At 40.4% G+C, this 22,194-nt stretch carries 14 protein-coding genes; 11 read left to right on the plus strand and 3 right to left on the minus strand.

What is annotated here, in order from left to right:
• Window positions 1-16 precede the first annotated feature (16 nt).
• Both R2Q84_RS00215 and R2Q84_RS00220 read left to right on the plus strand, forming a co-directional pair.
• Window positions 17-1,780, plus strand: coding sequence for a RagB/SusD family nutrient uptake outer membrane protein (locus R2Q84_RS00215; RefSeq protein WP_316814497.1), 1,764 nt, complete (start codon window positions 17-19; stop codon window positions 1,778-1,780).
• A gap of 192 nt (window positions 1,781-1,972) precedes the next feature.
• The gene (locus tag R2Q84_RS00220) at window positions 1,973-2,131 is read left to right on the plus strand and encodes a hypothetical protein (protein WP_316814498.1); all 159 of its coding nucleotides are present in this window, start codon (window positions 1,973-1,975) and stop codon (window positions 2,129-2,131) included.
• A gap of 65 nt (window positions 2,132-2,196) precedes the next feature.
• Here the strand turns inward: R2Q84_RS00220 and R2Q84_RS00225 are convergent, their stop codons facing one another.
• Window positions 2,197-2,526, minus strand: a complete 330-nt coding sequence (locus tag R2Q84_RS00225; protein ID WP_316814499.1) for a multidrug efflux SMR transporter — start codon at window positions 2,524-2,526, stop codon at window positions 2,197-2,199.
• A gap of 217 nt (window positions 2,527-2,743) precedes the next feature.
• Between R2Q84_RS00225 and R2Q84_RS00230 the strand changes: the two genes are divergently transcribed.
• From R2Q84_RS00230 to R2Q84_RS00270, 9 genes are all read left to right on the plus strand, one after another.
• A complete protein-coding gene (locus tag R2Q84_RS00230) occupies window positions 2,744-3,961 on the plus strand; it encodes a VCBS repeat-containing protein (RefSeq protein ID WP_316814500.1) in 1,218 nt (405 codons plus the stop codon).
• Window positions 3,962-4,093: 132 nt separating this feature from the next.
• Window positions 4,094-4,531 (plus strand): PleD family two-component system response regulator, encoded by a 438-nt coding sequence (locus R2Q84_RS00235; RefSeq protein ID WP_316814501.1) that lies wholly within the window; start codon window positions 4,094-4,096, stop codon window positions 4,529-4,531.
• Between the two features lie 229 nt (window positions 4,532-4,760).
• Window positions 4,761-5,306, plus strand: a complete 546-nt coding sequence (locus tag R2Q84_RS00240; RefSeq protein WP_316814502.1) for an RNA polymerase sigma-70 factor — start codon at window positions 4,761-4,763, stop codon at window positions 5,304-5,306.
• A gap of 81 nt (window positions 5,307-5,387) precedes the next feature.
• On the plus strand, window positions 5,388-6,521 hold the full coding sequence (locus tag R2Q84_RS00245; protein ID WP_316814503.1) for a FecR family protein: 1,134 nt from the start codon (window positions 5,388-5,390) through the stop codon (window positions 6,519-6,521).
• Window positions 6,522-6,669: 148 nt separating this feature from the next.
• On the plus strand, window positions 6,670-10,086 hold the full coding sequence (locus R2Q84_RS00250; protein WP_316814504.1) for a TonB-dependent receptor: 3,417 nt from the start codon (window positions 6,670-6,672) through the stop codon (window positions 10,084-10,086).
• 42 nt (window positions 10,087-10,128) lie between these two features.
• Window positions 10,129-12,096: a RagB/SusD family nutrient uptake outer membrane protein gene (locus R2Q84_RS00255; RefSeq protein WP_316814505.1), complete on the plus strand. Its 1,968-nt coding sequence runs from the start codon at window positions 10,129-10,131 to the stop codon at window positions 12,094-12,096.
• Window positions 12,097-12,118: 22 nt separating this feature from the next.
• The gene (locus tag R2Q84_RS00260) at window positions 12,119-13,303 is read left to right on the plus strand and encodes a DUF1735 domain-containing protein (RefSeq protein WP_316814506.1); all 1,185 of its coding nucleotides are present in this window, start codon (window positions 12,119-12,121) and stop codon (window positions 13,301-13,303) included.
• Between the two features lie 67 nt (window positions 13,304-13,370).
• Window positions 13,371-16,091, plus strand: a complete 2,721-nt coding sequence (locus tag R2Q84_RS00265) for a GH116 family glycosyl-hydrolase (protein WP_316814507.1) — start codon at window positions 13,371-13,373, stop codon at window positions 16,089-16,091.
• Entirely contained in the window at window positions 16,088-16,648 is a 561-nt protein-coding gene (locus R2Q84_RS00270; RefSeq protein WP_316814508.1) for a hypothetical protein, read from the plus strand. The genes R2Q84_RS00265 and R2Q84_RS00270 overlap by 4 nt, the downstream gene beginning before the upstream one ends.
• 86 nt (window positions 16,649-16,734) lie before the next feature.
• On the opposite strand, the gene R2Q84_RS00275 is transcribed toward R2Q84_RS00270, so the two are convergent.
• Both R2Q84_RS00275 and R2Q84_RS00280 read right to left on the minus strand, forming a co-directional pair.
• A complete protein-coding gene (locus tag R2Q84_RS00275; RefSeq protein ID WP_316814509.1) occupies window positions 16,735-18,435 on the minus strand; it encodes a SusD/RagB family nutrient-binding outer membrane lipoprotein in 1,701 nt (566 codons plus the stop codon).
• A gap of 23 nt (window positions 18,436-18,458) precedes the next feature.
• Window positions 18,459-21,854, minus strand: a complete 3,396-nt coding sequence (locus R2Q84_RS00280; protein ID WP_316814510.1) for a SusC/RagA family TonB-linked outer membrane protein — start codon at window positions 21,852-21,854, stop codon at window positions 18,459-18,461.
• Between the last annotated feature and the right edge of the window lie 340 nt (window positions 21,855-22,194).

The following is a 22,194-nucleotide window of genomic DNA, read 5'->3' on the forward strand; positions in this document are numbered from 1 at the left end:
GTTAAAATATACGATTATGCAAAATAGAATATATTTAATGATCCTTACAGTAGCCATATCCTTCGCTGCCTGTAAAAAGGGTTTTTTAGACAGGACACCCGAAACAAGTATCAGTGAAGCTGAGTTTTGGAAAACTACAAGTGACTTACAGTTGTATGTCAATAATTTCTATACCGCCTTTCCATCAACAATCGGTGGATTTGGAACTATTGGTCCTTATGGCTTGGATGCGGATGACGGTAGCGACAACATGATTTCAATGGGCGTGAATGGTATAATGAACGGAAATCGTGTGGTACCAAGTTCCGGTGGAGGCTGGGCTTACGCCGATTGGAACACCCTGAGGAATATCAATTACTTTATGGTAAATTACAATAAGGTGAATGCCAGCTGGGACAATAAAAAAGCTTATGTAGGAGAAGCCTTATTTTTCCGTGCCTGGTTTTACTTTAGCAAGGTGAAACAGTTTGGTGATGTTCCATGGGTGAACAAACCACTGGATATTACTTCAGGAGAGCTAAAGCTGGCAAGGTTGTCGAGAGCTGTGATTGTGGATTCCATTATGAATGACCTGGACAAAGCGGTTCAGTACTTACCTTCTAAAACATCGGCTAGCCCTTCAAGGGTAAATAAACAAATAGCTCAATTGTTCCAAGCCAGAATTGCTCTTTCTGAAGGAACATGGGAAAAATATCATGCAAATACTCCTTTTGGTGTTACCGGATCGGATGGCACTAAATTTCTTCAAAAGGCAGCTTCGGTCTCTGCTGATCTGATTGCCAATTCTGGTGGTTATGCGCTTGCAGCAACACCCGGATCGGATGGCTACTGGAAATTGTTTAACCAAACGAACTACAGTGCCAATACTGAAGTGATGTTATGGAGACAATATGATTTAAATACCACTGGAGGACACTACTGGCACAGATATACGAATAGTGGAGCCGGACGCGGGATTACAAAAAATCTGGTTGATTATTATCTATGTACCGATGGCAAGCCGATTACCGGCAATGCACTTTATCAGGGGGATGCTACGCTGCTTAACGTTGTTAAAAACCGTGACCCGAGAATGGCGCAAACCATTTACATCAATGATGGAAACCATATTGTAACCAATAACAGACCAAATGGTGCTGCAACTTCTTTTTTCGACGTGCCGACATTTGGTGCTGCAAATGAGCAGAAACCAGCTACGGGTTATCAGGTTTACAAAGGTCATAACCCGGATTACAATCAGCAACAGGATAGAGGAACAACCGGCTATATTATTTTTCGCTTTGCGGAGGCCTTGTTAATTCATGCGGAAGCTAAAGCTGAGCTGGGAACAATTACACAGGCTGACCTTGACCTTACGATTAATAAGTTGAGAAATAGGGTAGGTATGCCAAATTTAAACGTTGCTGCAATTACAAATGATCCTAAATGGGAATTTCCAACGCTCAGTCCTGTGATTAATGAAGTAAGAAGAGAACGCAGGGTGGAACTGGCTTGTGAGGGGTATCGCAGAGATGATATTTTCCGCTGGGCTGCCGCCGATGAACTGATTGTAGGATGGAAACCTAAGGGGGCGGTATTGAGTCAGTGGGTAGGATTGGTTCCGGCTGAGAACCTGGCCACCTATCCTGTGGATGCTAACGGATATATTGAACTGTTTAAAAACCAGGCTTCTTTAAGTACCGGTTACAAATTCAATATTGGAAGAGATTATCTTTCTCCCATCCCAACAGATCAGATGGTGATTAATCCTGATATTAAACCAAATCCGGGTTGGCAATAATTCTGGATTGAATGTTATTATTATGGTTTGCAGGTGCATTGTTTTTTGTACCTGCAAACCATTCTAAATAAATACCTGTTTATTAACAGGAACTACAACTGATTTTAAAACAATCTAATCACGCATCCTGTTCATATAAATGAGGAGTTATGGAACATGAATACATAATTCTGCTAATTAAAAAATGTGATTATGGAAAGCAATAGTATAGTTGAAGGCGTAGTAGTTGTTCTGGTTATACTGCTGATCATTTTTCTCATCAGCAGAAATAAAAAAGATCGAAAAAAAATGGACGAAGAAATCACAAAGTCAGAAATTGATCCGGCTAAACATAATCGCAAACATGTTTAACCGGATCAGACTTTAAGTGTAAATGTCATTTAGCCTGAATGCAGGCTAGGCGTCAAACCTCTTTTTTAATGAGACGAAACCATTTTAAGCCCTATAATTGAACCAATTAACGTAGCTATAAAAAACAGTCTTAAAAAAGTAGCGGGTTCCTTGAACACAAAAATACCTATGAGTACTGTGCCCACAGCACCAATACCTGTCCATACAGCATAGGCAGTTCCTAATGGTAATGTTTGGGTAGCTTTTAAGAGAAGATACATACTGATGAAAAGACAGGCTATAAAACCGGCATACCAGGAGTACATAGCGCTGCCAACAGCTTCCTTCGCTTTACCAAGGCATAAAGTAAAGCCAACTTCGAAAAATCCTCCCAGAATTAATATTATCCAATTCATAATTATATCTTATTTTTTGGCGCAAAAGTAACGATTTAACTTGTAGTCGAATTTTACATATGTTAAATAATATAAAGAAATATGGTATCATGATTGGGCTACCTGATAATTGCTTTTTTCAATAAAAAACAATTTTAATAACCTGTGGTTTTATAAGAGTATCTGCAACTTATCTTGTAGGCTGGTTCGCGTTTCAAAGCCATTAAACCTTAAAATTATGCAATTTTATCTATTTGGAAAATCTTATATGATTACGGTACTGTTAAGTTTAGTTGTTGCCAGTAACGTTTTTTCACAAAGTATTGAAACTAAATATTTCAAAGACGTGACAACAACTCATTTACCTATAGATGCAGAAGCACATGCGTTGGATGTGGTATTGGCCGATGTGAACGGCGATGGACATTTAGATGCTATATTGGCTTTAGAAAAATTACCCAATAGGTTGTACCTGAACGACGGCACAGGTAAATTCAGCTGGAAGAAAGGTGTCTTTTCAGAAGAATCACATGATACGGAACACGTACGTATAGGAGATTTTGATAAAGATGGAAACTTAGATGTTATTTTCGTCGCTGAAGACGACCGTAATCATGAGTTTTATTTAGGTAAAGGAAACGGGACTTTTAGAAATGTAAGCGAACGATTGCCCGCAAAAAGTGAAGGGAATGGTCTCGATATTGGGGATGTAAACGGAGATGGATTACTGGATGTTATAGTTGGAAATACAGGGGCTATACCACAGAATTTTTTATGGATCAACAACCCGGAAAATCCAGGATACTTTATCGACTATACCAACAAAGGCTTACCCGCACTACGTTGGGAAACACAATCAGTTAAATTGGCTGATTTAAATGGCGATGGAGTTTTAGATTTAATTACCGGAAATGAGGTTCCTCCAAATCGTTTATTATTTAATGATGGAAAAGGACATTTCACTGAACAACCGGAAAAGCTGGAACTACCTGTTCCTTTACATACCAGAGAAGTTTTAGTGTTTGATGCAAATGGAGATAAACATCCGGATATTCTATTTCTTAACTTAACAAGCAATGGTGGTGCATTTGAGAAAGATCCAACAGCCCGCTTGCTGATTAATGATGGTAAAGGAAATTTTAGAGACGAAACGACGAAAAGAATTCCTAAGCAGGAGTATTCTACTTATGCGGGAGTTATTTTCGACTTCAACCACGACAAACATCCGGACATTATCTTAAGTGCACTCAAAATTCCTCCTTTCCAGGCTATGCAAGTTCAGGCATTGCAAAACGATGGCAAAGGGAATTTTAAAACGGTGACCAGCGAAGTGATCCCGGAATCTACTGTAGGCAGGAGTTGGGGAATTGCAGTTGGCGATGTAAACGGAGATGGCAAACAGGATCTTTTTATCGGTCAATGGGGAACACAGGCAAGATTGCTTTTGGGGAAATAAAAATAGTATACCACTGGGCCATAGCTATCTAGTGTAAATATTTGTTTGTTTTTTAAATTTTTCTGTTATTTTTACTGTAGATATCGTTTAGGTAGTTTATTAATTTCAGTCTGACTCAATGTTTACTTGCCTATGAAAAACATGCTCTACACTGGTTTTACTGATATCGGACTTAGTCTGATTTCCCCGGTAAAAAAAATGAAAAGAATTCTTGTAGTTGAGGATGATGAAATTTTAATTGAATTCCTGAACATTATTTTTACTCGTTCTGGCTATGTTTATAAGGCTTACCGATATACGGAAAATATTATCCCTCTAATTGAAGAATTTGAACCAGATCTTGTGTTACTGGACTATACTTTGCCCTTGTTAAATGGTGAAATATTGTGTAACCAGATTAAGCATTGCCCAAAAACCAGAATGCTGCCGGTGATTATTTTCTCGGCTCATAGCAATATGTTTTTGTCGGTCGGTAAATATGGCTGCGATTCCTTTATTGGTAAACCTTTCGAACCAAAATATTTAATTCAAAAGATCGAGATGCATTTAATTAGAGCACAGGTGCATTAAAAAGTTTAGTTATTAAATACTTTTAATTCGGTGGAAGTATTTATTGTTTCGCTGCTCCCTGCCTATGCAGGGTCCTTTGTACCCGGAATTATCGCATCCTTAAAAATATCATAGTTTTTTTAGAATCTCGGCTTTTTGATAAATGAATTTAATTTTATATCATTGTTTTAAGAATACAGACTTAGACCACAGACCAATAAAATTAATTTTCTTATAAAGATTCAAAAAAGTGACTCCGTCATTTAGAAACACTGAAATTCAGGTATTGTTTGAACAATACTATGTGGCACTCGTAGAGTTCTCCTGGAGAATTGTAAAGTGTGATGAAGCAGCGCGCGATATTGTACAAGATGTGTTTGTCAGACTTTTAGAGAAAAACTATCAGCTTCAGGATAATGAAAGTGCTCAAAAGAGCTATCTTTATATGACTGTAAAAAATGCTTCTCTAAACTACCTGCGTAGAGAAGGGATTGCTGGTAAATATCTTGAAGTAAATGATTTTACTGAGTACGAAGATAAGTTGTTATTAGATGCTTTAATTTATGCCGAGTTAATTGGTCAGTTACATAAGGCTATAGATTCACTACCTGAAGTCTGTCAACATATTTGTAAATTATCTTATTTTGATGAAAAGTCGAATATGGAGATTGCAGAAGACTGTGATGTATCTATAAATACAGTAAAAACACATAAACAGCGCGCCATTAAACTATTGAGACAGCGTTTGATTCCCGCTTATAAAACTGCTAAAATTATTTTTCCTTTCTTTTTTTAAAATTCCTTTCATCCTTTTCTTCAACTTGTGTGTCTTAGTAACAAGATGAGGAATTAAACAGGATAAGACAGAATTTTACATATGGATCCGAAACATTTTAGAGTAGCCAGACTGATTTCCCTTTTTGTACAAAAGCAGATTACTGAAGCTGAACTTCAGGAACTGAAAGCTATGGTCAACGATTTTCCTGAGTTGGAAGATTGGTTAAATGATAGTGGCGTAAAAATGGAAGAGGTCAACGAACGGTTAGCCTATTATCATAGTTTGGATACCAAAGCTGAGTGGGGAACTGTACTGAATAAGTTGAAAGAAAAGGAACCTAAAAGAAACCAGGTAAAGACCTGGTGGGCAATTGCAGCTTCTATTCTACTAATTGCAGCTATTGGAGGTCTTTTCTTCAGATCTGAAATGCAGCGTCAGGCTACCACGGAAATTGCTCCTGGTAAGAACATGGCTGTTTTGACCCTATCTGATGGAAGTAAAGTGTTACTGGACGAACATTCTCCGCAGAGCATAGCAGATGGGAAGACATCACTCGAAATTCATGATAATCTGCTCGACTACTCAAGCAGTTCTACTGAAGAGGTAAACATCCATAAGCTGGAAGTACCAAGAGGAGGAACCTATCAGATTCAATTGGAAGATGGAACAAAAGTATGGCTTAATGCAGAATCAGAGCTCGAATTCCCCTCAGCTTTTATAGGGGAGGAAAGAGATGTAAGTATAAAGGGAGAAGCTTATTTCGAAGTTGCAAAAGACCCTGCTCATCCATTTAAGGTTAAGGTGAATGGTACCGAAGTACAGGCATTGGGGACAGCCTTCAACATCAACTCACACCTGCATGGACAAAAAGTAAAAACCATATTGACAGAAGGCCGTATTAAAGTCAGCGAGAGCGGGCAGCATAAAATAATCAATGCCGGGTATGAAACCATTAGCGGACAAGGTGATATTCAGGTAAAGGTAGCCGACCTGGATGAAGCTACATCATGGAGAGACGGCTATTTCTATTTTAATAGCAAAAGTCTGAATGATATTCTTGGTGAAGTATCCAGATGGTATAAGGTGGATATAGATCTGCAAGTACCGCCTGCAAAGGACAGTTACCGGGGCGGCATTCGTAGAAGCGAATCTATTGCAGCTGTCTGCAAGGTATTATCGGACCTGACAGGATATCGGTTTGTGATTGAAAAGAATAAACTAATAGTGAAATAATTCCATTAACCAAATCAATATAAACTATGAACCAGTCTGAAAGATATGGATAGAACCTCTACTACCCAATAATTAGGTCCTGCAGGCCTTTGAACAAAACCTAAGTTTTTAAACCAACCAATATAAACCATAAACCAGTCTAAAAGATATGGATAGAATTTCTACTGCCCAATATAGGAGGCTGATGGTCTTACTTATGTTCCTGGTCGTGTTGTGCACTTCCAAAATAAGTTTGGCCCAGACCGTAAATCTCGACCTGAAAAATGCGACACTTGAAACCGCTTTTTCTGCCATTCAAAAAACTACCAGTTATCGTTTTATTTATAAGGAAGCAACACTCAAACAGGCTAAACCCATCAGTATTTCGCTAAAGAACGAACCATTGTCGTCTGCCCTGGATAAACTGCTGCTTAATCAGGGCATTACTTATCAGATCCATGATGGTACCGTTGTGATCAAGCCAGCTCCGGTACCAGTACCGGCAAAACCTGCGAAGAACCAAAAAGAGGTACAGGAGGCGCAGATTTCAGGTAAAGTGACTAGTGAAACCGGAGAGCCTCTTCCTAATATATCTGTGAGGGTAAAAGCTAATGCCCTGTTTGGTACGGTGACCAATGCTGAGGGCCTATTTAGTATGAGTAATGTCCCTGACAAAGCTATTCTCGTTTTTTCCTCCGTAGGTTACCTGGAGCAGAGTATTGAAATAGCATCAATGACTGAGTATGACCTTAGGCAGCTGAAGGTGGTCATGAAAAAAGGCGACAGCGAACTGGATGAAGTAGTCGTGGTTGCACATGGTGTACAAAAGAAAGTTAGCGTTGTGGGCGCCATCACAACTGTTGATCCGAAAGAACTTGTCGGTCCCGGCCGTTCGCTAACCAATCAATTGGCTGGGAGGGTAGCCGGTGTTTCTTTTAGTCAAAGCTCAGGTCAGCCCGGTAAAGACGGTGCCAACTTCATCATACGGGGGATCAATTCCGTAAGAGGTAGTGCGGAACCGTTAATACTCATTGATGGATTGAGACGAAATATCGACGATGTCGATCCAAGTGATATTGAGAGTTTTTCTATTCTAAAGGATGCTTCAGCAACAGCGGTTTATGGTCTTGAAGGCGCAAATGGTATTATTGTAATTACGACTAAGACCGGAAAGATCTCAGAGAAGCCGAATGTAAACATGACCATGTCTTCGTCAGTCAACAACGCAACTTATAAACCAGATTGGATTGATGCGGTACAATATGCGAAGATTAGAAATGAAGCATTTGCAGTCCGGGGTAAGAACGTTCCGTATTCCGACGAGGTGATTGCAAAATTTGGAGACAATGATATGGACTTTTATCCTAATGTGAATTGGTATGATGCCTTGATAAAACCCAATAATCTCGCTCATAAAGGCAATTTCAATATCGGAGGTGGCGGTAATGTGGTAACATATTACATGTCTGGCGGATATTATACTGAAGATGGGATGTTTCGCGGAAATCTCGAATCTTACAATTCTAATGCTAAGTATAACCAGTTCAATTTCAGGTCTAATTTAAGGGCCGACATCAGTCCTACAACGACATTAGGTTTGGGTTTTGATGGGAGGTACAATACGACAACAGAACCAGGACAGGGAACTGGAAACATTATGAATATCATTAATGAGATCAATCCCACACTTTTCCCAACACAATATTCGAATGGAACGGCCCCGGAAGAAACGGACGGCGCTGTTAATCCCTTCTCTTTGTTGAATAAAACCGGTTTTATCCGGAACTATTCAAACGTGATGTCTACGAACCTAAACGTTACACAGAAGCTTGATTTTGTGTTAAAGGGGCTATTTTTTAATGGTATAGCTTCCTTTTCCAAAGTAAATAACTATACCCACAAGTATATCAAAGGCTATCAGCAGCATCGGCCTGACTTTGCCAACAGTTATATGGGAACAGGACGAGATGAGCAAGGTAACCTGGTCACGATCAATGCTACTCCTAATCTGGACGATAAAATGAAATTTGAAGCCCAGCCATCAACCGGAAACCGGGTAGTGGAAGGCCAGGGAAGTCTTAATTACGCTCATAACTTTGGTGAAAATTTCTCTACTACCGCACTTGTTCTGTACAAACAAAGAGAGTATATGGCCGATGTGCCAGGAGGGACAGGTGGCGAGTTGTTAATCAATGCACTTCCATTGCGGGAGCAATCCATCGCTGGTCGGATTACTGGTGGTTATAAAAACAGATATTTTGTTGATATCAATTTCGGTGCTTCCGGGTCACAAATGTTTACACCGGACAAACGTTGGTCTACATTTCCCTCTGTTGGAGCGGGCTGGATGATTTCGGAAGAAAAATTTTGGACAGGTATCAGTCATGTAGTTAACCAACTTAAATTTAGGGGCTCTTATGGTGTAGTGGGCGCCACAGGAGGAGCATCTAGGTTTGGGTATCTGGCCTCAACAGCACCACGTCCGGGATATACCTTTGGTTTTGGAGGTACAGCCTATAGTGGTCAGAACATTCCTGGAATTGGCGAATCAAGATTGGAACAGCTCGGATTGACCTGGGAGAAAAACAAAAAGATGAACCTGGGCGTGGAGATGGGCTTGTTCAATCAGTTTAAAATTGTGCTCGATGTCTTCAGAAATACAAGAGAAGCGCAGCTAATTGATCTGAATCGTCTTCCGGCTACGTTGGGCTTACCTGCAGTGCCCCAGGGAAACCTTGGTGAAATGTATTCCAAGGGTTTTGATCTGGATGTATTGTACACCAAAACATATGGTGATTTTAGAATCAATTACATCCGGGGTATCCTTACTTATAACGTAAATACCATTATGGAGAATGGTCAGCTGGATCCGAAGATGCCCTACCAAAGCGGAATCGGCCTGGATTGGGGACGTAACCTTGAATATATTTCCCTGGGATTGTTCAAAGACCAGCAAGACATTGACAATAGCCCGGTGCAAACCTGGAATACGGTTCTTCCCGGAGATATTAAGTACAAAGACATTAACGGTGACGGGATCATTACTCCAGAAGACAGAGTATGGCTGGGTAGTTCTATTCCTAAATGGACCTATTCATTGGCGCTGGATTTTGGTTATAAAAACTGGACATTTGCCACACGACTTATTGGTAAGGCCGATTTGTTCAGGACGATCAGCGGCGGTCGTATTCCGTTTAACGCGAACGGAAGCAAGGGCGCGATTTACAATGCAGCCTATAATGATCATTGGACACCAGCTTCTTATTCGGGTAACAAGGCCACTGAAAATCCCAACGCAACTTATCCTCGTTTAGCCGTAGGTTCCGACAATACAAATAATGCACAGCAATCAACTTTCTGGACACGGGAAGCTACCTATGTACGTCTTGCAGATATGGAGGTTGGTTACAACTGGATTCCGGCGAACTTAAAGCTGCCTTTTAAGAGTATTTACTTCTACGGAAGAGGAGATAACTTAGCTACATTTTCCTTGTTTAAAGATTGGAATCCCGAGCAAACCTCCTCATACGCGTACCCGCTCAAACGTACCTATTCACTGGGTTTAGATGTCAAGTTTAAGCTGTAATGATAGACCGAATAAATGAATATAAACATTAAACAAAGCGCAATGAAATACATAACAATAAAAACAATCTGTTTTATGATCATGATGCTTATGACGGTTAGTATGCTTTCCTGTAAGAAGTATCTGGATGCGGAAGAATACCTGCATGAAGTGGATAATTTGAATGACATCTGGAAATCACGCAAAGATATACGGGAAGCCTGGGCAGCATGCTATGGTCATCTTCCGAACTTTTCAGACATGGATTACAGTTGGCCATTTAGTGGTGCAGGAGATGAGGGACATGCCGGATTAGATACCTATGCCGCTTTGCAATTATCACAGAACAAGTATAATTCAGACAATTTACCCAGTGAATTAAATTACTGGACCAAGTTTTACCAGGCTATCCGTACCTGTAATCTGTTTTTAGAGAAATCCAATCTCGCCGATGATAAATTGTTAAAGAAAGGGGAGGTTGAAGGTTATCAGGCTGATGTTAGGTTCTTAAGAGCTTACTATTATTCACTGCTGCTAGAGATATACGGACCGTTTGTAATCGTTGATAAGACCGTTGATTATGCAACTGGGAATTATCCAACTAAGCGGGCAACTTTACAGGAATGTGTAGACTTTCTGGTAGCTGATTTAGATAAAGCGGCAATGACTTTGCCAAATCAGGCCGAAATCCTTTCTTCAGACCTGGGACGTCCTTCGAAAGCAGTTGCCATGGCCACCAAAGCAAGAATACTCCTTTGGGCTGCAAGTCCCCTTGTAAATGGCAACACAGAATACAATTCATTCGTGAATCCTGATGGAAAACCTTTCTTTGGAACGAGCTATGATGAACGTAAATGGAGAATGGCAGCTACCGCCTATAAAGACATCATTGACCTCAACCAGTATCAGCTTTTTACACTTCCTGCAAATAATGGCTATCAGACTGTACCACTGGGAGATTTTGCAGGCAATGATATCGCATGGCCAAATGGCCCTGCAAATATAGATCCATACCGTTCGTTTAAAGCCTTGTTTAGCGGCGGGGATGATTATTGGAATTCAGAAGTAATCTGGCAGGTGTCAAGACCCGACCAAAATAGTAAACTGACTGCTTTAGGCTGGCCCAGAGGCCACAAAGCTTCTAATGGAAGCAATCCTGGACGCGTGGCTGCCACACAGAAAATCGTCGACGGCTATTTCATGAACAATGGCAAAACGATTGATGAAGAAAATCAAAAGCTCTACAAGGATATCTCTACATCCAGAGTAGCAGATGGGCTGTATATATTGGGTGATGGAAGTTTTACCAGTTCACCAATTCGTACCAATTTTTTAAAGGGTAATGTCTATCCGGCAGTAGCCAATCGTATCCTGAACCGGGAAGCACGTTTTTATGCAACAATTGGTTTTCACGGCCGGGGATTTAAGCAGGATGATAAGACCGATCCTTACTATTACGTAGATTATCGGGCCGAGACCGCAGATGGATACATTGAAACAGATAGACCATCGGTAAGAACCGGGTATACAATTGTGAAGTATATTAACGATGGTGATATGCGCATTGAAGGATCTTTTGAAAAACAGTATCCGGTTTACCGCCTGGCAGAGATATATCTGTCCTATGCAGAAGCGCTTAACGAGATAGAACCGGGGCATCCTGATATTCTGAAATACTTAAACCAGGTACGGTATCGTGGAGGTCTTCCTGGTTATCTACAAGGCTCAAAAGATGAGGTCCGTAAATGGATTAAACAGGAGCGTCAGGTAGAGCTTGCATTTGAGGGCAAGCGTTATTTTGATATGCGTCGATGGAAAGATGCGGAGAATGTGCAAAGAGATGCCTGGGGCAATCCTTTAGGCGTTGGAGGATTGGTGTATGGTATGAATTATAAAGCCACAGGGATCAGTTTTTATGATCGCACAGTTGTTGACGGATATTCCTTTAAAAAGAAGAATTATTTCTTTCCCCTTCCATATGTAGAAGTGTCTAATCACTGGGGAGAACTGATTCAAAATCCAGGATGGTAACAGTAAGAATTGTTCAAATTTAATGAAGAAACAGATTATGAAAACAATAACCAATAGATGCCTTTTCCTTTTCTCCATTTTGACGGCGCTTTGCAGCCTTTCATGTGGCAAACTGGATTATGAAAACAAAGAGTTTTACAAGAAAGAACTCTATATCATTAGTGGAGAATCAACTTCAGCAACTGAAAGAATAATTACCTCACTACAAGCCTATACGTTTAATGATACCTTGAAGATTCTTAATGATGCTTATGATGTTGAGTTAATTGAGGATCTTAAGGATGGCATGGTCGATATAAAATTTAAGGTTGGGATTGGAGGTTCATTGGCTGCCGATAAGGACATCGTTGTAAAGGTAGCTTTCGACGACGAAACCTTAACAGACTTTAATGTGGAAAATAATACCGACTATTTTATTCCTGAACCAAAACTTTACACGGTTAATGTGCCTCGTGACGAGGCTTCCAGAACCTTTACGGTGACCATTAAAAAAGGAACTTCATCGAGTGCATTGATATTTTCTATTCCTATCCAACGGTCCAAAATCGCTGAATATGCCAAATTTGCATTTCCTTTAAAAATTGCAGGAGCTAACGAGACCACCATCAGTCGCTTGTATAACAATTTCATGGTTTCAAATCTGATTGTGGATACCGACCGGATTGTGAACTGGTCTGGATTCCCGATCCCCGAACTTCCGGAAGGACGTTATCATTCTGCACGATTGCAGGGCAACACAGGTGAGAATAGTGTGAACGGGGTGCTCTACAACTATAAATACATTACACGATTAAGTAATGATCCTAAGGATAAAGGACAGTTTATGATCTGGGGAACAGGGGTATGGAGTTTTGAAGTATTTGGAATGCACGGACTGGGCTGGATGTACAATAAACTCTATTTGAATAATCAGGTTTACGGAACTTATACTCTGGAACCTATTCCTGCTGGTGATCCCAAGTTTCCTATGGCCACCTTTAGATATGCTTCTATTCAGAATAGCAGTTTTGACAATACCTATGACCCTAAAACCAAGACATTGACCCTGCATTACAAAAATATAATTAATGCCGATTATACGGATGTTCTGACCTATGTTGATGACAACTTAAATATCAGGAATGCCAATACACAATCAGGACCACATAACTGGGAGCATGTCAGACAAAATGGCTATACCAATTGGCTGCCGATTGATGGGAAATAGAAATTAGGTATTAAATTATTAATTTGCATAAGAGAACACACATAACTAACCAAATGAATTGCTGATAATGAATAGAAGAAATTTTTTAAAGAATTCGAGTCTGACGGGACTGGCGGTATTAGCCACACAGTTCCCCGCATGGTCTCGTAGTATCTTTGCATGGGATCAACCAATACACAATATCCCGGCAGATAAAGCGATCGATCCGAAATGGTTGTCTTCCTTATATGACAGAGGGGAAAAGACTACATACCGCAAGAGCAAAAATGAATTAAAATACCTTGGTATGCCTGTGGGGGGACTTCAGGCAGGTACCGTTTATATAGGTGGTGATGGAAGGTTGTGGCTTTGGCAGATCTATAACGAGTCGTATGATGGAATCAAGGAAGGAATTGAATCTAAACTGGTACGCTGGAATAACGGGAAAGAACAGGTACAAATCAGGCCCAGAGATGGTTCGGCCTATATCGAACCCGCTATTGCCGACAATCTGCGCGTGTTGGAGCAGGGGTTTGCTATCTCGGTAAACCATAAAGGTAAACAATGGGTGAAGGAACTTAGAGAAACACATTGGGACGAGATTGTTTTCGAAGCAGCTTATCCGACTTGTAAGGTGACCTATAGCAGTGAAGATTTCCCTGTCAATGTTGTACTAACAGCCTACTCACCCTTTATTCCATTAGATACGGACAATTCATCTTTACCGATGACTACCTTGCATCTTGAAATCGTTAGCAAGGGTGATCAACCGTTGGATGTGATAATCAGTGGATGGATGGAAAATGGGGTGCATAAGAACCGAAAAGAGTTTGATGCAGTTAAAAAAGTTGCCGTTGCAAAAAGTATGGATGGGGCGAAGTCTATTTTCTTCGAATGTAGGGGGGTACCTGAGAAAGATCTTAAGGCTAGTGATCACGGTTCTATGGCGATATCCTGCCAGGATAGTCAGGCACTGGCCTGTACGCAGGTTAAATCATGGCCAATCAATCCTTCTGATCTGATAACGGAAACTGATAAAAGCATTGAAAGTGAAGTTGGTTTCGGAACACTACAGGTAGGGAGTCTTACCCTCAAAAGAACCATACCGGCAAAAGGGAACACACAGGTCTCTTATGCCATCAGCTGGTTTTTCAACAATCCACAGCCTCATTTAAGAGAAAAGATAAAGGATGCACAGAATGGCTACTGGTATGGAACCCGGTTCGCCAATGCGTTCGAGGTATTGAGGTATTATAATGAACACGCAAACTACCTGAATACGGAGACCCGACGCTGGGCTGAAACATGGAACGACTCTACCTTGCCGCACTGGTTCCTGGACAGGACTTTTGTCAACATTGGAACCTTGGCTACGGCTAATACATACCGATTTGCTACAGGTCGGTTCTGGGGCTGGGAAGGTATTGGTGCCTGTGCGGGAACTTGTACGCACGTTTGGCAATATGGCCAGGCGATGGGGCGTATATTCCCGGACCTGGAGCGAAATCTGCGTGAAGTCACTGATCTGGGTATTGCTTTTCAACCGGAAACCGGAGCAATCATCTTTAGAGCTGAGTATGAGCATAGACCAGCAATAGATGGCCAGGCAGGGATTATACTCCGTTTTTATAGAGAACACCAAATGTCAAAGGATAGTACCTTCTTAACAAAGAACTGGAGCAACCTCAGGAAAGCCATACAGTTTGTAATTGATCAGGACAAGAATGGCGATGGGATGACGGATACGCCAATGGAGAATACCCTGGACGCAGTCTGGGAAGGAGAAATTGCCTGGATCGTAGGACTTTGTCTGGCAGCTGTACAGGCTGGCGGGGCAATGGCAAAGGAAGTGGGGGACAAAGCTTTCGAAACCTTATGTGCCGGTTATGTGAAGAAAGGAAAGGCGAATATGGATAAGGAACTGTTTAATGGTGAATATTATATTCATAGGCCGGATAAAGCATCAGGCAGACAAAAACTGGGTTCCTACAATACCTGTCATATTGATCAGGTGTATGGACAAGCCTGGACGTTCCAGGTGGGCATGCCGCGAATCAATGACAAGACCCAGACGCTTGCCGCGTTGAAAGCGCTGTGGAAATACAATTTCACAATGGATGTAGGACCTTATATCAAGACCCACCTAAACGGCCGCCCGTATGCATTGGCAGGCGAAGGTGGTATGGTGATGAATACCAATCCTGGTAATGAGCAAAAGCCTTATGGAGATAATGTGGGTTGGCAACTGGGCTACTTCCACGAATGTATGTCCGGATTTGAGCATCAGGTAGCTGCACACATGATGGCTGAAGGGATGGTTAATGAAAGTCTTGTACTCACCAGGGTTATCAATGACCGGTACCATGGGGCAAAACGTAACCCGTTTAACGAAATAGAATGTAGCGACCACTACGCCCGCGCGATGGCAAGTTATGGCACTTTCCTAAATGCCTGCGGTTATGAATACCACGGTCCTAGAAAGTACCTGTCTTTCTCGCCAAAGGTTTCACCGGAACGATTTAAAGGGGCATATACCACAGCTGAAGCTTGGGGTAGCTATGAGCAGGCACAAAGTGCAAGTGGGCAAGAGAGTAAGCTTTCTGTGGCTTATGGCACGCTACAGCTGCTCACTTTAGCATTGGGTAAAAGTCAGGTTACCGCAGTTCAACAAGATCGTGTTAAAGCGACTTTAAATGGTAGTCCATTACGAATATCAGTGCTACAAGAGGTATCAGGGAAGGTAGTGATAGCTTTCAGGAAGGAACTAAACATGAAAAAAGGAGACGTATTAACAATTGTATGGTCATGATAAAAACAGTTAAAGGTTTACTGGCAATCCTGTTGTTGATCACAGCAGGCGCATGCCAGCGCACAGATACATGGCAGGATTCCGTGCAGCAGCAACTGCCCTTATTAGGACATCGCAATTGGATCCTGATCGTGGATAAGGCTTATCCGGCACCCAATAATCCCGATATTACAGTCATCAACACCGGAGCATCGATGATTGATGTGGTACGAACTGTGGACGGTATGTTGGCTGGGCAGTCGCATATCAGACCCATCATCTATCAGGATTCCGAGTTCAACTATTTAGATGAAAAACTGGTTCCAGGGATCGGTTCATACAGAAAGGAAATTGAACAGGTCTGGGCAAAACGTCAGATACAGGAGATCCCACATGGGGAAATCTTCAAAAAAATAGATGAGGCTTCTCGTTTATTTAAAGTTGTTGTCCTGAAAACTGAGTCTCTATTACCCTATACGTCTGTATTTATGGAATTGGATTGTGGATACTGGAATACAAAGAAAGAAGATACTTTACGATCTCGGATAAATGCTGATACCATAGTTAAGAGCGAATAGTTTAGCAGCAAAAAACCAGGGAAACTGTTTAAAACTGAAAAAGACCAACAATAGCATGTTGGTCTTTTTCAGTTTATTAGTTTAAACTATTGTCCATTCCCAAAGGCTGGTGCATTTTTATCATACCATATTCTTTGGCTGTTCAAGGTAGGCACATCTTGCGCGTTAGGTGTAAAACCTTGTTCAGAAAGTGCAGTGTTCCAGTTGGCCCTGTTAACTTCACCTGGGTCGGTAGTCCAGAATCTACGTGGAATAACCTCGTTAAATACTTCTCTGGCATAATATGTTGAAGAAAATTTCGGGTATCCCGTACGACGGGAGAAAACAAAAGCTTCATTAGGGCTTCTGAACAAGTTCAGATATTGCTGGATATAAATCCGTTCCAGGTTGTTGACGCCGTTAAAAGCTACATTGGCATTGGCCAGATAAGCATTGATCTCTGTACTGCCATCACCTGTTAAAACCGTAGGTAACCCGGCAGCCGTAGCAATGTTGTCCATACTTTTTATAGAGGCTGCAATGCCTTTTTTATACCAGTCTTCAGCAGTTCCCCTGGTGTTTGCCCCACCTGCGTAACCTTTCTGCACAAATTCTGCAATTTGAAAGCAGGTTTCTGCTGTAGATAAAACTACTTCTCTAAACTGAGCAGTTACACTGACATTGTTGTAGCGTGGCGAAAAGAAACGACGATTGATAGGCGAGATTAAGAAATACCTTGCGGTAGGCCCCACCGGGAAGGAATTTTTAAGATAGTTAGCAATTGTTGGATTTGTATTAAATTCTGCTGGTCCACCCTGATACATAATAAGCGGGTCGGCCAGACTAATAAATGATGGCAATGTAACGTTATATTTGATTAAAGAATCTCTGAAATTGTTTCTCAAATCATTTTGCTCAAAGTAAATCCCTATCCTGGGATCGTTGGCACTTTTTAGAAATTTCATAATTGAAATGGTAGCATAGCGGGTACTGCGGTAATTGATATCTCCAGAGGAACCAAATGGTAAATAATCCATGTTTTGATAGTTCAACTGATCATCAAGGGTTTCTATTGCCCCATTCGGATTTTGCATTACCTGTTGGAAAATAGTACGGGTTTTAGCATTGTTTTGACTCTCTAATCTGGCAGCAATACGTAGTTTTAATGAATTGGCTAATTTTACCCATTTTATCCAATCTCCTTTATAATATACATCAGCAGTACCGTAAGAATTTTGATTTGGCAGACCATTATTTGAAATAACGGAAATGGCGTTATCCAGTTCTTGCAGCCAGGTGTCGAATAAAACTTCCTGTTTATCGTATACCGGACTAAAACCACCTTCATAGCGTCCTTTCATGGCTTGTGTATAGGGTATTGAACCGTTCATATCGGTAACTTTAATGCCATGTAAAACTTGCAAAATGTAAGTCAATGCTTCCATTTTACGATAATTGTCTTTATCAGGTTTTGCCGCTATTTGTTTTCTGATTTCGAAAAGGTTAGGGAGAATATTAGCGTAAAATTGATTGTACCTGGTATTTACATTGTTGGTTAATTCATAAGGATCTGTTGTAATATGCTGCGTAAAACGCATCAATTGTTCCAAGCTTTCCCAAACCCATTCGGTGCCCTGATAAGTAACTACTTTGTCTTGGGAATAGGTAAATAAAAATTTAATATCTGGCGTAGTAACTGTTTTAGGATTTGAATTGATTTCGCCAAAGTCTTTTTTACAAGAAATGAGCCCGGTTAACAGCATCGCCGTTAATAGCATTGTACATCTGAATTTTATATATATTTTCATGATATTTCTATTTAGTGGTGTTGTTAAAAATTCGCTTTTAAAGAAAAGGTGAAATTTCTCGATTTAGGTAAAAATCCCTGTTCGCCAGAAAAAGCAGTATTATTAGAGTTGTTTGACGCAGGATTGAAATTATAAGGCAATGATTGGTACAAATAACCCAGATCACGTCCAACTACTGCAATCGACAAATCTTTTAGTTTTAATTTTTGCGTAAACGTTTTAGGAACATTGTAGCTTATGGCAACTTGTCGCAAAGCGATCCACGAATTTTTAAGCACCCAGTAATCAGATACACCAGTCGATGAAGATCCATAACGGTAAAAGAACTGCGGGGTGTGCGTTGGCTCTACAAAGCCTTTATCTAAAGCTTCTTTAAAAGTCATTCCGCCAACATTGACAACGTTTCCATTGGCCTGAGTAACAGTTTGGCCAGGAGCAAAAACCCCTTCAACGACTCTACCGTCATCATAAGTTTGATTGTCGTATGCGCTGGTCCAGGTGATACCACCACTTTGTGCATCCCTGCCTGCTACTGAGTTTGGAAAAACACCGGTATGTGTACCAAAACGATAACTTAAGGCAACAAAATCACCACCAATTTTGGCATCAAGCAATACATTTAAACTAAAATTTTTATAGGTGAAAGTATTGTCAAAACCTGAGCGGAATTTCGCATTGATATCACCAATATCCTGCCACTCATTACTACGTGCCGGAAATGCAGCTCTTGCATCTGATCGCCATGATAAAATAGGTAAGCCATTTCTGGGATCACTGATATTGTTTCCATTAGCATCCTTGGCCTGAAAAGCTTTTGAGTTGATTTGCGAACGTAAAACACCGTAAGAACCACCTACAACTGCCCAGGTACTCACTTCTCCAATGTTAGCGCCTAAGTCAAATTCGTTTCTACCAGGGTAAAGTTCAATAATTTTGTTTTTATTTCTTGAGAATGTTACGGCCGTATTCCAGTTAAAGTTACTTGTTTTTACCGGGTTGGCATCTAAAGTAATCTCTATACCGGTATTTTGAATGTTCCCGGCATTGATTAGGATGGAACTAACGCCCGCCTCACGGGGAGCCGGAATACGTAATATTTGATCTTTTGTATTGTCTCTATATAAGGTGACATCAAAACCTACTCTGCTTTTCAAGAAGCGCATTTCTAATCCAAGTTCTTTGCTAATTTTACGCTCGGGTTTAATATTTGGCTGTAATACGTCACTACTTGAGTACGTAGAAGTAGGAATAGTATTGCCATTGGTACGGCTAAATCCGCTAAACGAATAACCCGGATTAATTATATAAGGATCAGTATCTTTTCCTAATGCTGCAATATTGGCTTTTAGTTTACCAAAGCTGACCCAAGATGGCAAAGGTTTAAGCATGTCGGTAAAAATCCAGGAAAGACTGACCGCCGGGTAGTTAAAAAAGTTATTCCCTGTCCCGTTACTGTAGGTTAATGCTGATGACCAGTCACCACGCCAGGTCGCTTGTAAAAACAGCATATTCCTAAAACCAAAATCTGCACTGGCATATATCGATTGCATTTCTTTTCCGAAACTAATACCACCGTCTGTAACTGCTGGGTTTACAGAATTTCCAATAAAATAACTGCCGGGATACAATAAACCACCACTTGTTGCGCTGGTTACATCTGAATATTCAAATTTTTGCAACTCAGCACCTAAATATCCAGTTAGGGTAAGGTCTTTATTGAGTTCTTTGTTCACGGCAAACATTCCTTTCATGTATTTGCTAAGTTTTTGTTGAAAGCCCAACTGATAAGATCCCCCGGAAAAATTGGTCCCTTCGCCCAATTCTTTAGTTTCATTTTTCAGGTAGATATTATTGATGTTACCTTCCACAATAAATTTTGCCCATGGTGTTAAATCGGCCGTTACAGTTACACGTCCACGTAGCAATTGTTCGCGTTGGTAATAGTTGTTTTCGAAAAGGTTAAACCAAAATCTTGATTCCGGTGCCTTATTGGTTTCTGATGAATTGCCGGGATCTGGAGCACCGCCCAATGAACTTGTATATTTATCTTTGTTCATCCAATAATTGGTGTCATAATTACGAGGCAAAATCCAGCTAAACAGCTTGCCGAAATTATAGGAAGCAAATGCATCCAGACCACCAAGACGAGGAGGATTTTTTCCATTAAAATTGCTGTAATTAATTCCAGCATCAACGCTAATGAATTTATTAATTTTATGGGTTGCCCTTAAATCGAAAGCATCTTTATCAAATTTATTGTTTGCGACAACACCTTTGCCTTCATTGTGGTTGTAGGAAAGTCTGAAAGTCATTTTTTCATTACCACCATCAACTGCTATATTGGTGTTTGAACCTACACCAGTTTGAAAAGCCTGCAAAAAGTTGTTTGGTTGTGGTAAATACTTAGTAGGGGTACCGTCGTAATTTATCACATCCTGACCTAACATGCGTGGCCCCCAGTTTTCCAGCTCCCTATTAATTTGTCTGTCAATGTAGGGTTTGCCTGTTACCGGATCTATAGGAAAAGTTTTGGTGGTCCAGTTTTCTGTATCTTTATAATTAGGTTCTCTATTATCTGTGAAAAATGCACCGACAGATCCGCCGCCAAATTCATTTTGAAAATCCGGACCAGCATAAGGTGAAAGAACATTTACAGTTTGAGATAGCGAAACACCGAATCCATCTTGTGCTCTTCCTTTTTTAGTGGTAATTAAAACTACACCGTTAATCGCCCTGCTGCCATATAATGCTGCTGCTGCACCACCACGTAAAATAGATACAGATTCGAAATCGTCTGAATTCAGATTTTTTAAATCGTTACCAAAATCTCGTCCTGTTCCATTAAAAACACCGTTATCCATAATTACCCCATCAACAACAAATATAGGTTGGTTGTTGGTACCAAGCGTAGAGTTACCACGGATTACGATTTTGGAAGTTCCAAATAAACCACCACCTCCCTGGTCAATCTGTACACCGGCGGCTTTACCTTGTAGTGCATTAATAGGATTAATTTCATTCGTTTTTGCTAAATCGCTACCGCTTAATTCAGTAACTGAAAAACCTAACTCCCGTTTTTGTTTTTTAATACCTAAGGCCGTCGTTACCACAACTTCTTCAAGCTGGTTATCTCCAGCTTTCATGGTAACGTTTAAATTAGATTGGCTACCTATCGGAATTTCTATTTTAGAATATCCAACAGAGGAAAATACCAATATAGCATTGGCATTAACTGATAGTGAGAATTTTCCATTGGCAGCAGTACTGGTGCCATTTGATGTCCCTTTTTCTAATACAGAAATACCAGGAAGGGGCATTTTTTGTTCATCTAAAACAGTACCTGTAATAGTTTTTTTCTGTTGTGCCTGGATGGTATTGGCCAGTATGGCAAACAGTAGTAAAGTAAATAATTTTTTCATGCGTTTAGAATTTAGGGTGTCTAATTACTTGAGTGATAACTACAATAGTTATATTAAGTTAATGATTTTTTTTATTTAAAATAAAATCTATTTATAACTCTGTCAACCATTTATTCGAGATTAATGCAATCGGTTGATTACTGGAACAAATTAAATTGATTATTCAATGAAGTAATTGATGTCATTTACTCCTTTTTTTCGTAACTGAAGCCATTCATCGCAGTAAAGACTACAGATCTTTTTACTTTCAAAATAAAATTATGGACTGGTCTATTTTGTAAACCTGGTTTACAGATTTTGTAAACCCTTAGCAGATTAATAATTTTATTAGCTTTGCATG

This window comes from Pedobacter nyackensis, from assembly GCF_032678475.1.
Classification (GTDB): Bacteria; Bacteroidota; Bacteroidia; order Sphingobacteriales; family Sphingobacteriaceae; genus Pedobacter; species Pedobacter nyackensis_A.